This window comes from Shewanella vaxholmensis (genome assembly GCF_031932135.1).
Classification (GTDB): Bacteria; Pseudomonadota; Gammaproteobacteria; order Enterobacterales; family Shewanellaceae; genus Shewanella; species Shewanella hafniensis.
On the sequence record NZ_JAUOEV010000003.1, the window covers coordinates 136,907 to 150,279 of the forward strand.

The following is a 13,373-nucleotide window of genomic DNA, read 5'->3' on the forward strand; positions in this document are numbered from 1 at the left end:
CAACCTAGGAGAGCTTGCTTGGCCAACACTTATATCCCGCTAGATCAATACCGCCGTAAGTGGATTTTCAACCACAAGGACTTGCCTGTCACTGACGAGGACAAGGCGCATATCCTGCCGTTAACAGATAAAAGTGCGATGGAAATCTGGAACCAATGGATTAGCAACAAGAGTAGTCGTGCGGAGCAATTCACTAAGGGAGATTGGGCGGCGAAGGCTGATGCTTGGGTGGATACAGATCATTGGCAGAGTGCTTGGGATAGTGAAGAGAGCAGTTTACCCGACATGTTAGCCGAGTTCATTCAATGGCCAGATGAAACAACTGTCTATTTTTGCTATGAAAAATATCAGATTATTGAAACTCGTTGGGATGTGTTCGTCCGTAATTGGAAGTGTTTTCTCTTCTTCGACGACGGTCCAATTTTGATCTCACCAAAACAGAAACAAGCCGTGATGTTCGAACAGAGTGGACAGTACAAGCTGGGCACTCGCGGATAATTTATACCAGTTGCTTAACGCTGATAATTTACCCGCCAATAGTTTTACATCAATACTTTTACGTCAGTATTTTAACGCGATGAGTCATCTTGTTGGCATGCTCATACTTAATGATGAGTATGCCATACTCGAAAGATACTTAAGCACAATTAGCCTATCTCTCCCCTCTACTTTAGATTAACATCCATTTTCGATGCCGAGTATTTCAGAAGTTGGGGTCAACTTTCTGCTGTGAATACTCATAAAGCTTTACTTAAAACCCAATAATTAAAATAGAAAAATGAGGTGTATTATGAAGTTACTCTCCACTCTTACCCTAGCCAGCGCGCTGTTATTACCCCACACATTAATGGCCAAAGAAGTCTCAGGTGTGCAAGTCGCCGATACTGTGACATTAGATAGTCAAGCATTACAGCTTAATGGCGCGGGGGTTCGCAGTAAGTTCTTTATGGATTTATATGTGGGCAGTTTGTATTTGCCAGCAACCTTGAGTAATACGACTGCGGTTATCGATGCTCCAATTGCGGCGATCCGCCTTAATATAACCTCTGGCATGATCACCTCAGAAAAAATGCGCGATGCGATCACCGAAGGTTTTGAGCACGCGACGGCAGATAATACCGCCGATATTCAACCGCAAATCGATGCTTTTATGGCGCTGTTTAACGAAGAAATTAAAGAAGGTGATCAATTTACCTTAGTCGCCAATAAAGCCCGCGGCGTGACGGCCTATAAAAATGGTCAGGAACAAGCCACCATCGAAGGTGAAATGTTCCGTCAAGCACTGTTAAAAATTTGGCTAGGTGACAAGCCAGCCCAGAAAAGCCTCAAAGAGGCCATGCTGGGTAAATAACTGACATTAACGTCAGAATTTGAATTCGATATCCAAGGCCGCAGCGCCTTGGCTATCCATATCAAGCGCGGCTTGGTCAGTCACTTCTAACTCACCATCAAAGTAATAACCGGCGTAAAGATTCACTGTTATTGCAGACGTTGCTCGCCAACCACCACGCAGATAACTCACCCATTCGTTCGTTTCTACTACAGTGTCATCGTCTTCGATAAGGAATCGCTCAGTACGACGCGAACTACCAAAGCCAATATTCCAATCGGAATTAAATCGATAACTCAGCTCTAATCCAGCGGGACCACTAAAACCGGCTTGGAAAGGGTTAGCCAGTGCCCAATGTTCATCTATCTGCCAGCGCATTGCGAGATAAGGCACAGTACGAACTTCATCGATATCATTAAGATACGCGACACCAACACCAATCATATTCCCCGAATCAAATGCATACATGGCAGACGCCACAATACCGTAACTCTGGGCTTCGCTGGCCGATGCAGTATCGGCGTAAGCATATTGGATCTGCGGCGCTAAAAAGAAGGCCCAATGTTTATCCATGCGATAATTTAACGACACTCCTGCACGATAGCGATTGATATGATCCCAATTCTGCCCGTCGGTACCAAAAAGCGGTGCGACACTGTTAGCGCCAGTAAGGGTGATATTACGCCAGTCGTAGTCCAGCCTGTCATAACCTACACGAAAGCCTAAAGACCATTGCTGATTTAACGGAACATTCATCCCTGCACTCAGTAATAAACTGTCCCTTTGAAGCTCGGTATTGCCATTGGCAACCTCGGCACTCTGGGTGCTGATCTGCGCGACACTTAATCTAAAAGGCTTATATTCCTGCGAAGGTTTATCCGCTGCAATAGCAGCACAGCTCATTAACGGCAACAGTAATACAGCGCTTTTCAGCAGGCGCAGTTTTGCGCTCGATGGTAAGAGTTCTCGATTAGCCACGTCAGCTCCTTGCATTTAAATTGATTAACAGATTTTTGCGCATAATACGCGCTATCGAGCTAAAAGGTTCATGCTTTCAATATTCAGATACAAAATGATACCTTTTTAACGTACACGTTTTATTTAACCCTATGCGCCCTCAGAAACATGTCGGCACAACCCAAAATATACGCATTTCTATCGTTAGCGAGTTCATCGGCCGCTAACCCCAATTCTAATTTGAGTTTTAGCTCACCAAACAACATTAAACATAAACGCACAGCACTGTGGTGAGCGTTACCAAATCGATATTGCCCTAACGCCTCTACTTTCACTAAATAGTCAGCCAGCAATCCCACTATATGTTTCGGGCCCGCATCGAAGAACAACTGCGACACTTCGGGATGGCTTTCAGATTGCGCCACACAGGCTTTGAATACCGTAATAGCTTCAGGGCTGACGATCATCTCCCCAAATTGCAGGGCAAATTGGGTTAATGCGAATTCCGGCTTAGTGGGATCACTTAACAAATCATCATTAAGATTATGGCCGACACACTTAGATTCGATTGCCGCAACAAATAATTCATCTTTACTGCCGTAATGGGAATAGACGGTTTGTTTCGACACACCCGCAAGCTTGGCAACCTCATCCATACTGGTATGAGGGAACCCTTGACGACAAAATAAATCAATAGCAGCCACAAGCACTTGCTGACGTTTTTGTTCGCTACGGCTCAGAGGTAACTGCGTCTCAGAAGAATGCGTCATATCGACTCTCGAATAGATAGACATAATAAATTGGCATTAGTTAAGCACAAAATAGACTAGACAGTCTAGTTCCACACAACTAGACTAGCAAGTCTATTTACATAGCATTAACGTTTGACTTACAGCGGAAGCACTTAAAATGGATCGAACTGCCCGACGTTCTTGGCGCACTATCAGCGTCTGCGTGTTTGCTTTAGTCACATTATCCGCCTGCCAAAAGGAAGTCACTGAACACGCCACGACAACCGTACTGCCCACAGTCACGAGCCAAGCGTTGAGCCTGACACTAAGCTATCAGCACGAGCAGACCTTCACGGGGACTATCCGTGCGGGCAACACGACTGGCGTCGGCTTTGAACTAGCAGGAAAGTTAAACGAACTACAGGCCGATTCCGGCATCAAAGTGAAGCAAGGTCAAATACTGGCAATTCTCGATACCCGACTACTCGAAGCCGAACGTCAAGAGATCCAAGCGAGTCTGGCGCAAACCCAAGCCGATGTTGATCTGGCCACCAGCACTCTAAAACGTAATCAAGAATTGAAAAAATCGGGTTATGTCTCTGAGCAGCTTTTAGATGAAAACCGCTCACAATTAAATAGCTTAGCCGCGGCGAAAAACCGCCTACTTGCCTCACAGTATGCCAATCAACTTAAGCTCGATAAATCCATCTTAGTGGCGCCTTTCGACGGCACCATCAGCCAAAGACTGCATAACTTAGGCGAAGTGGTTGCTGCGGGTAGCCCCATTTTCACCTTAGTGGGCAATATCAATCCTGAAGCCTACATTGGCGTACCTGTCGCGTTAGCGGAGCAGTTTCACGCCGGACAGCAAGTACAAGTCAGCGTGCAAGACCAAACCTTTACCGCCGAAATTGCCGGTATCAGCGCCGAAGTGAATCCCGTCAGTCGCACCCTACAACTTAGGATCAGCCTGCCCCAAGATGCCCGTGTGATTAACGGTGAAATTGCGTATCTGCATCAACAGCAGCAAATTGAGCAGGCTGGGTATTGGGTGCCAATTTCAGCGCTGACGGATGGCATTCGCGGATTATGGAATCTGTATGTCATCGCAAATGATGAACAGCAATCCATCATAGAGCGCCGAGATGTGGAAATTCTCTACACAACCCAAGACATGGCCTACATTCAAGGCGCGATTCAGCCCAATGAAATCTATGTCAGCCAAGGACTCCATAAGCTGGTCGTAGGCCAAGCCGTGTCTCCTATTGCCGCAGCCACGAGGTAGTTATGATTAAAGCCTTTGTTGAAAATGGCCGCTTAGTCAGCCTCGTTATTGCACTATTACTGGTCGCGGGCTTTGGCGCTATCTCGAGTCTGCCGCGCACTGAAGATCCACACATAACTAACCGTTTCGCCTCTGTGATCACCCCTTATCCCGGAGCTTCGGCTGAACGGGTCGAAGCATTAGTCACGGAAGTGCTCGAAAATCAGCTCAGACGCTTAGAAGAAATCAAGCTGATCCAATCGACCTCTCGGCCGGGGATTTCAGTCATACAGTTAGAATTAAAAGACACAGTCATGGAGACAGATCCCGTGTGGTCTCGGGCGCGGGATTTATTAGCCGATGCGAAAATCAATCTGCCCGAGGGCATACCATCCCCGACACTCGATGATCAAATTGGTTATGCCTATACCGCCATTTTAAGCTTAGTGTGGAATAGCAATACGCCCGTTCGAGTCGATATGCTCAACCGCTACGCGAAGGAATTACAGAGCAGGCTCAGGCTGTTATCGGGCACGGATTTTGTCAAACTCTACGGCGCGCCGACCGAAGAAATGCTAGTGCAGCTCGATGGCAACAAGATGAGCCAGTTACAACTCACTCCCGCTTCCATCGCCCATATTCTCAGCGGCGCCGACAGTAAAATTGCCGCGGGTGAAATTAATAACAGTGAATTTCGCGCCTTAGTCGAAGTCTCGGGCGAACTCGACTCATTAACACGCATTCGCCAAGTGCCACTTAAAATTGATAACCAAGGCCAAATTATTCGCCTTGGAGATATTGCCACTGTCACGCGCCAAGCCAAAACGCCCGCGGACAGCATAGCCTTAGTCGATGGTGAACAAGGCGTTTTTGTCGCCGCGCGCATGCTTAACAATAACCGTGTCGATCTCTGGCAAGCACAAGTGAATAGCGTCGTCGATGAACTTAATCGCGAAGTGCCCGCCAATATCCAGATCCAATGGCTATTCGAGCAAAACAGTTACACCAGCGATCGCCTTGGCGGACTCGTGGTTAACCTGCTGCAAGGATTTGTGATCATCTTGCTGGTATTGCTACTCACCCTCGGACTACGAAACGCCATCATAGTAGCGATTTCATTGCCCCTCACGGCACTGTTTACCTTGGCCTGCATGAAATATATCGGCCTGCCCATACATCAAATGTCGGTGACTGGACTCGTCGTCGCCCTTGGGATCATGGTGGATAATGCGATTGTGATTGTCGATGCCATCTCACAACGGCGCCAACAAGGGATGAGCCGCCTAGCCGCAGTGAGTGAAACCATACACCACCTTTGGTTACCCTTAGCAGGTTCAACGATTACCACGATTCTAGCCTTTGCGCCCATAGTGCTGATGCCCGGTGCAGCAGGAGAGTTTGTCGGTGGCATTGCCATGTCAGTGATGTTTGCGCTGCTGGGCTCTTACCTGATTTCCCACACGATAATTGCGGGACTTGCGGGACGATTTAGCCATGAAGGCAAACATGATGTCTGGTATCAACACGGAATAAATCTCCCGCTTGTGAGCCAATATTTTCAAACCAGCCTCAGAATCGCCCTTAAGCGCCCTATTCTCAGTGCGCTGCTTATTGGTATTACGCCAGTATTAGGTTTTTACGCCTCGGGCAAGATGACAGAGCAATTCTTTCCGCCATCGGACAGGGACATGTTCCAAATTGAAGTCTATCTTGCGCCCCATGTGAGTTTAGAAAACACTTTGAACCAAGTGCAACTGATGGATAAAAAGCTCCATGCTGTCAATGGGATAACCCAAGTCGATTGGGTGGTGGGCGGCAATACGCCCTCATTTTATTACAACCTGACGCAGCGCCAACAGGGCGCGACTAACTATGCGCAGGCCATGGTGAAAGTGACCGACTTTGAACGTGCCAATGAGCTGATCCCCGAATTACAACAGCAATTCGATAGCGCTTTCCCCGAGGCACAAGTGCTAGTTCGCAAACTCGAGCAAGGTCCGCCCTTTAATGCGCCGGTAGAGTTGATGATCTTCGGTCCGAATCTCGATACGTTGCGAACGCTAGGCGACGAAGTCCGCAATATCCTCGCGCAAACACCGGACGTGCTCCATACCCGAGCCACCTTAAGTGCCGGTGCGCCTAAGCTGTGGCTGCAAGTGAATGAAGATGCCAGCTTAATGAGTGGTTTAAGTCTGACGGATATCGCCAAGCAAATCCAAATGTCGACCACGGGCGTTATCGGTGGCAGCGTACTTGAGCAAACGGAGTCATTACCCGTTCGAGTGCGACTCGGTGATGGCAGTCGCGAACAAGTCACCCGCCTTTCAGAAATCCAATTAGTGACACCTTCAGGTGAGTCGGTCGCGCTCTCTGCCCTCGCCCACAACGAAGTACAAGTGAGTCGCGGCGCCATTCCAAGACGTAACGGCCAAAGGGTGAATACCATAGAAGCCTATATTGTCAGTGGCGTGTTACCCGCCCAGGTGCTGAACGATGTCAAAGATAAAGTGGCACAACTCGCGCTGCCATCGGGTTATCGCATTGAAATCGGAGGTGAAAGCGCAAAACGTAACGAAGCGGTCGGCAATTTGCTCTCCAATGTGATGTTAGTCGTCACCTTGTTATTGGCCACTGTGGTGTTGTCGTTCAACTCCTTCAGGCTCACGGCCATCATTTTGTTGAGCGCGATACAATCAGCCGGGCTTGGCCTATTAGCCGTGTTTGTGTTCGGCTATCCCTTTGGATTCCCTGTCATCATAGGTTTACTAGGCTTGATGGGACTGGCCATTAACGCTGCCATAGTGATCTTGGCTGAACTTGAGGATATGCCGAGTGCTAGACTCGGCGATATGGAAACCATAGTCTCAACCGTCAGCAGTTGTGGCCGCCATATCAGCTCAACAACCATCACCACAGTGGGCGGGTTTATCCCGCTTATCATTGCTGGCGGCGGATTTTGGCCTCCCTTTGCCATTGCTATCGCGGGCGGCACGCTGCTGACGACTTTGCTCTCTCTGGTTTGGGTACCGACTATGTATCTACTGTTGATGAAAACCCGTATGGCGAACAATCAGTCCGCCATTCCAGCTTAAATCGCATCGTGGACTAGGTATTGATACAGTTTATCTTTGAGGTTTAACCGCTCTAATTTTAACGCTAAAAAGTGCTCATCGGCGGTGGGCACTTTAGTTAACTCCAGTGCCCTAATTTTATTGTCGAGCTCATGGTAACGACTGGCCATAGTCGCAAAGGAGCTATTATTGACTTTTAGATGCTTAATTTGATCGACAAAATCAGGAAACTCATAAACTAACGCATGATTCTCACCTAGCATATACACTTCCCCTATAATGGTTCTGACACTATGAACTCCATTCACCTTAAGCAGCTTAGTCCATGCCATCACAATACGGCCAGTTAGCAGGACTTTTTATCTGCCGACATGTCTGTGGAATGAATCCATTAACTCAAGTCTAAAACTGGTAAAATATCAAAGAATTGACTATACAATTGCTTAAATACTAGACCCATATCAAGACCATGGAGTGAGACTTAGGCTACATTGATGTAACCGTTACCTATAGGATCGTACGATGAATTATAAAAATTGGCCTATTGCAAAACAAATAGGTGCCCTCGCGTTTATTCTCACACTCACCATTTTCGGCATACTCAGTACCGTTTCCTACAAAGCCGCTTCAAATGTATTAGAAGATAAAGGCATGAGTGCCATGAAGTCCGAAATGCGTGCCGTTTCAGACATGTTAGAACTGCAATACGATAGCCTTTTGCAGCTTGCAAGGCGCAACGCCGATGTGTTTAAGGAAATGTATCCAGGGCAATTTAGTAAACCAAATAAAACCGTCAATGTGATGGGAGTCAGCTCCCCCGCCCTCATGCACGAACAAGAACAAATTAACTCCTCAAAAAGTAAAGTCGATCGTTTTGCTAACCTGACAGGCGGCACGGCAACGGTATTCGTGCGTGATGGCGATGATTTTATGCGGGTGTCGACCTCACTCAAAAAAGCCGATGGTAGCCGTGCACTAGGCACCTTCCTCGGCAAAACGCATCCAGGCTATCAAGCGCTGATCAGCGGCCAAGAATACGAAGGCTACGCCAAACTCTTCGGCAAAGACTATATGACAGTCTATCGCCCAGTAAAGGACGTCCAAGGCCAAGTCATTGGTATCTTATATATTGGCTTTGACATCACCAGCTCGTTAAAACAATTAAAAGATGCAGTAAACAGACTCACCCTAGAAGAAAGCGGCCGTTTTCTGTTAGTGCGTAAAGCGGACAATGTACTAGTCGCGCATCCTCAGTTTAATGCTGGCGACGTTATCACCGAGAGTATGCTCGATGGGTTAAGTGTGGCTGAGGCCACGAAAGATGATTCTGAGTACAGTTATAGCAATAGTAAAAATGAGCCTATGTTTGCCTATAGCCAAACCGTAACCGGCTGGAATTGGATGTTGGTAGGCCAAGTTAAGGCAAGTGAACTCAATGAAGAAAGTATGCAGTTACTCACTATCAACGCTATCGTTGCCCTCACAGGGATTGCGCTGATCACAGCACTGCTTTCAGTAGTATTAATCCGTGCACTTAAACCGTTACATGCCCTACAAGTGCATATGGAAAGGCTAGGCAGTGGCAATTTTAGTCATCACTTAGCGCCATCGGAACCACAGAGTCAAAACGAAGTTGATCGCATCACCACCAGTGTATCGACCATGTCCTCAGAGTTAAGGCAGTTGATCATTGCCCTGCAGGATTCGGTGATGAGTTTAGAGCAGCAGGCTTCTAAGGCACAAAGTATCGCCAAACAGAATGGCGAAGAAGCTCAGGCCTTAATGCTACAAACGGATCAAATTGCCACAGCCATTGAAGAAATGTCGACCTCTATTCGTGATGTGGCGAACCATGCCCAAGACGGCGCAGTTCAGAGCCAGCAAGTGGATGCCGCAGCCAAAGAAGGCCAAGATCAGCAAGTTAAAGTAGTGCAAGATTTACTCAAGCTCAGTGAACAGCTCAGTAACAGTCATCAGTCGGTTGAAAAAGTCAGTCACGAAAGTGAAGCCATCAGTAAAGTCACCGAAGTGATTAACAGCATTGCCGAGCAGACAAACTTACTGGCACTCAATGCGGCGATTGAAGCGGCGCGCGCAGGCGATCAAGGTCGAGGCTTTGCGGTCGTTGCCGATGAGGTGAGAACCTTAGCCCAGCGCACCCAATCATCCATTTTAGAAATTGGCCAAACAATTGGAAAGCTACAAACCCAAGTGAAAAGCACCACAGAGCAAATGGGTCAGAGTCATCAATTAGGTATGGAATCCGCAGCACAGGGCGAAGCAACCGGCGAGCAGCTTAAGGAAATCACCCGCCGGATTGGTGAACTCGCCATTAGTTCACGTAATATAGCCTCAGCAACTGAACAGCAAAGCAGTGTTGCAGAGGAAATTACTCACAATCTGCATCAGATCAGTGAACTAGCAAATGAGGGCGAGCACCGTGCCACTGAAACCGTACATTCAGCCAATGAACTGTCTTCCTTAGCGGCGGCTTTAAAACGCCAAATAAGCCAGTTTAAGGCCTAGATAGACTCGCTCGACAGGTTCAATTAACACCACTAGCTCAAATTTTTAATGAGTTGTTTATCAAATGCCACCCACACTGGGTGGCATTTTTTATGGCCGCGATTCCAACAGTTTTGGGCATCATTCAAGAAAGCGACTTGAGGAGATAGTTATTGAGGATAGCTATTTTAAAAGAGCCCAACACAGGCTAAACCTTACCTCACCCAGTAAATAAATCCCAATAAAAAACCCCGCTAGTGCGAGGTTTTTTAAATCGAGTTTAGACGTTACTCGGCATCATCTGCCGATCTGTCCATGTTCTCAGTATTCTCAAGCCACAGGGCATTGATAATCCCGAAAGAACAGGCCAACAAAACCCCTAATATCCACGTAAAATACCACATAGCAGATGCTCCTTAATGCCTAATAGAGTGAGGCTTTGTTATCTTCAATATGTTTACGGCCGATACGACCAAACATCTTGTAGTAAGTCCAAACAGTGTAGCTCAATACTATAGGGACGAAAATCGCAGCGGCAGCAGTCATCACCCCTAAGGTAGTTTTACTGGCTGTTGCATCCCACATAGTCAAACTGACGTTAGGGTCTAGTGATGATGGCATAACGAATGGGAACATAGCTGCACCGCACGTCAAAATCACCATAGCGACAGTCAGCGAACTGAATAGGAACGCAAAACCTGAACGGTTAAAGCGGCTCACCAGAATCACTAACAGCGGCAATAGCACACCTAAGAAAGGGAACAACATAGTGATGGGGTATTTGTCATAGTTGGCAAGCCAAGCACCCGCTTCAATCGCGACTGTTTTCATTGCTGGGTTAGACACCGCATTATGGTCAAGGACTGATGTCACGACATAACCATCAATACCATTGGCTAACCACACGCCTGCTGCTGCAAACAACACAGCCACTAATAGTGCGAAGAATTGCGTGGCTTTCGCAGCACGAACTCGCAGCTCGCTATCAGTCTTCATTTGTAGCCAAGAAGCGCCTTGCATCATAAACATGCTCACGCTCACAAGACCTGCCAGTAGACCGAAAGGATTCAACAGACCGAATAGACCACCGTGGTAAGTCGCACGTAGGAACTCATCGAATTCAAACGGTACGCCTTGTAACAAGTTGCCAAAGGCTACGCCTATGATCAGTGGAGGTACAAAACCGCCGGCAAACAAGGCCCAGTCCCACGACTTACGCCACTTTGGATTTTCAATTTTAGAACGGTAATCGAATCCGACTGGACGCATGTAAAGGGCAAACAGCACTAACATCATGGCGACATAGAAGCCAGAGAAAGACACTGCATACACCATAGGCCAAGCGGCAAATAACGCACCACCTGCTGTGATTAACCACACTTGGTTGCCGTCCCAATGGGGAGCAATAGTGTTGACCATGATACGGCGTTCAGTATCGTCTTTGCCTATGATTGGCAGTAACGCACCGACACCCATGTCAAAACCGTCAGTAACCGCAAATCCGATGAACAGTACGCCGATCAGAGCCCACCAGATAACTCTTAATATTTCATAATCAAACATAATGAAATCCTCTGCTTAGGCTTCTAGGTTCTCGAAATGATAACGACCAGTTTTTAAACTGCTCGGACCAATGCGGGCAAACTTAAACATCAAGAACATCTCAATCACCAGCAGCACAGTGTAGAACAGGGTGATAGAAAGGATACTGAACCATAAGTCGCCAGTCGTTAAACTCGATGCAGACATAAAGGTCGGTAGTACCTCAGAAATCGTCCAAGGTTGACGACCATACTCAGCCACAAACCAACCACACTCAATCGCGATCCAAGGTAATGGCAAGCTATAAAGTGCAGCTTTAAGTACCCATTTCTTCTCAGCGATTTGATGACGTGTGCTTTGCCAGAAAGCCGCAGCAAATACGAACAACATGATAAAGCCTAGACCCACCATCACACGGAAGCTCCAGAAAATCGGTGCTACGTTCGGGATAGAATCTTTAGCTGCTGCTTTAATTTGCTCTTCAGTGGCATCAACCACTTTGTCTGTGTAGCGTTTCAGTAAGAAACCATAGCCTAAGTCGACTTTTGCTTCTTCAAAGGCCGCACGCAGTTCAGGGGTTTCTTCACCCGCACGCAGCTTCACTAACATGGCATAAGCTTTCATACCGTTACGGATACGCACTTCATGCTCAGCAATCAAATCACGGATCCCCGTGACTTCTTCATCCAATGAACGTGTTGCCACAATGCCCATCGCATAAGGAATTTTGATCGCATAATCCGTGTGCATGGTTTCTTGATTTGGGAAACCAACCGCAGTAAAGGCCGCAGGAGCAGGTTCTGTGTGCCATTCAGCTTCAATTGCCGCTAACTTAACACGCTGTGCTTCACCGACTTTATAACCAGATTCATCACCTAAGACGATAACCGATAAAATCGCCGCCATACCAAAGCTTGCCGCAATAGCAAATGAGCGACGGGCAAAAGGTAAGTCACGTTTCTTGAGGATGTAATAAGCACTGATCGCCAGCACAAACATGGCACCCGCCACATAACCCGAAGCCACAGTGTGAACAAACTTCACCTGCGCAACAGGGTTAAACACCACTTCTGCGAAGCTGGTCATTTCCATGCGCATGGTTTCGTAGTTGAACACAGAACCCACAGGGTTTTGCATCCAACCGTTTGCCACTAAAATCCACAATGCCGACATGTTAGAGCCAAAGGCCACTAACCAAGTCACCACTAAATGTTGACGTTTAGTGAAACGATCCCAACCGAAGAAGAACATACCGACGAAGGTAGATTCGAGGAAGAAGGCCATTAAACCTTCAATAGCCAGAGGCGCACCAAAGATGTCCCCTACGTAATGCGAATAGTAAGACCAGTTAGTACCAAACTGGAATTCCATTGCCAAACCTGTGGTAACCCCCAAGGCAAAGTTAATACCAAATAACTTACCCCAGAACTTAGTCATATCTTTATAAATTTGTTTATCTGTCATCACATACAGTGATTCCATGATAGCCAGCAAAAATGCCAACCCCAAGGTCAAGGGAACAAACAGGAAGTGATACATGGCTGTCAGCGCAAACTGCAACCGCGATAGCTCAACAACCTCTTCAACAATCATCGGTGACTCCTTACTTGGTGCGTCCAATTGCTATGACAAAACCCGCGTCAATCACAGCAAGTGCCTTTGTAGGATAGTGAGTTTTCATTTTGTGTTTATATCTGAACATCAGTATAAACCGTTAAATTTAATCTTTTTCATTAGTTCGAAGCAGCAAGGGTTAAAAAGTACCAATATCCGTCGCATATTGAGACGCGAGTCACACTATCGCAAGTAACTGAGACCAACACCCTACCACTTAATCAATCAAATGATCTCATCGATATAAATATCAGATAGTTAAGATATTTATTCGCTTTCATTTGTGGCTATTTTATACCACCTCGCTTTGATGCAAATCAATCAAACTCAGTGGTTTAGGTGGGTTTTGCGGTGAGGCA

General features: G+C 47.0%; 11 protein-coding genes. 5 read left to right on the forward strand and 6 right to left on the reverse strand.

The genetic code is table 11. From position 1 onward, the window contains the following. Positions 1-18: 18 nt before the first annotated feature. Positions 19-498, forward strand: a complete 480-nt coding sequence (locus Q4Q46_RS04230) for a DUF2947 domain-containing protein (RefSeq protein WP_311905311.1) — start codon at positions 19-21, stop codon at positions 496-498. Between the two features lie 292 nt (positions 499-790). Next, positions 791-1,351 (forward strand): chalcone isomerase family protein, encoded by a 561-nt coding sequence (locus tag Q4Q46_RS04235; RefSeq protein WP_311905312.1) that lies wholly within the window; start codon positions 791-793, stop codon positions 1,349-1,351. Between the two features lie 12 nt (positions 1,352-1,363). Here the strand turns inward: Q4Q46_RS04235 and Q4Q46_RS04240 are convergent, their stop codons facing one another. Both Q4Q46_RS04240 and Q4Q46_RS04245 read right to left on the reverse strand, forming a co-directional pair. After that, the gene (locus Q4Q46_RS04240; protein WP_311905313.1) at positions 1,364-2,308 is read right to left on the reverse strand and encodes a DUF6268 family outer membrane beta-barrel protein; all 945 of its coding nucleotides are present in this window, start codon (positions 2,306-2,308) and stop codon (positions 1,364-1,366) included. A gap of 119 nt (positions 2,309-2,427) precedes the next feature. Further along, a complete protein-coding gene (locus tag Q4Q46_RS04245) occupies positions 2,428-3,057 on the reverse strand; it encodes a TetR/AcrR family transcriptional regulator (protein ID WP_220590765.1) in 630 nt (209 codons plus the stop codon). Positions 3,058-3,196: 139 nt separating this feature from the next. Here Q4Q46_RS04245 and Q4Q46_RS04250 point away from each other — a divergent pair, with 139 nt between their 5' ends. Then, positions 3,197-4,303, forward strand: a complete 1,107-nt coding sequence (locus Q4Q46_RS04250) for an efflux RND transporter periplasmic adaptor subunit (protein WP_311905314.1) — start codon at positions 3,197-3,199, stop codon at positions 4,301-4,303. 2 nt (positions 4,304-4,305) lie between these two features. Beyond that, positions 4,306-7,374 (forward strand): efflux RND transporter permease subunit, encoded by a 3,069-nt coding sequence (locus tag Q4Q46_RS04255; RefSeq protein WP_311905315.1) that lies wholly within the window; start codon positions 4,306-4,308, stop codon positions 7,372-7,374. Here the strand turns inward: Q4Q46_RS04255 and Q4Q46_RS04260 are convergent. Beyond that, entirely contained in the window at positions 7,371-7,616 is a 246-nt protein-coding gene (locus tag Q4Q46_RS04260; protein ID WP_115334205.1) for an HP1242/YdcH family protein, read from the reverse strand. The two genes, Q4Q46_RS04255 and Q4Q46_RS04260, sit on opposite strands and share 4 nt — an antisense overlap. Before the next feature lie 259 nt (positions 7,617-7,875). Between Q4Q46_RS04260 and Q4Q46_RS04265 the strand changes: the two genes are divergently transcribed. After that, positions 7,876-9,879 (forward strand): methyl-accepting chemotaxis protein, encoded by a 2,004-nt coding sequence (locus Q4Q46_RS04265; RefSeq protein WP_311890047.1) that lies wholly within the window; start codon positions 7,876-7,878, stop codon positions 9,877-9,879. Positions 9,880-10,145: 266 nt separating this feature from the next. On the opposite strand, the gene cydX is transcribed toward Q4Q46_RS04265, so the two are convergent. The 3 genes from cydX to Q4Q46_RS04280 are packed head-to-tail and all read right to left on the reverse strand — an operon-like array spanning position 10,146 to position 12,993. Beyond that, positions 10,146-10,262: a cytochrome bd-I oxidase subunit CydX gene (cydX, locus tag Q4Q46_RS04270; protein WP_006082469.1), complete on the reverse strand. Its 117-nt coding sequence runs from the start codon at positions 10,260-10,262 to the stop codon at positions 10,146-10,148. Between the two features lie 19 nt (positions 10,263-10,281). Beyond that, positions 10,282-11,421, reverse strand: a complete 1,140-nt coding sequence (cydB, locus tag Q4Q46_RS04275; RefSeq protein ID WP_311905316.1) for a cytochrome d ubiquinol oxidase subunit II — start codon at positions 11,419-11,421, stop codon at positions 10,282-10,284. A gap of 15 nt (positions 11,422-11,436) precedes the next feature. Then, entirely contained in the window at positions 11,437-12,993 is a 1,557-nt protein-coding gene (locus Q4Q46_RS04280; protein ID WP_106651106.1) for a cytochrome ubiquinol oxidase subunit I, read from the reverse strand. Positions 12,994-13,373 lie beyond the last annotated feature (380 nt).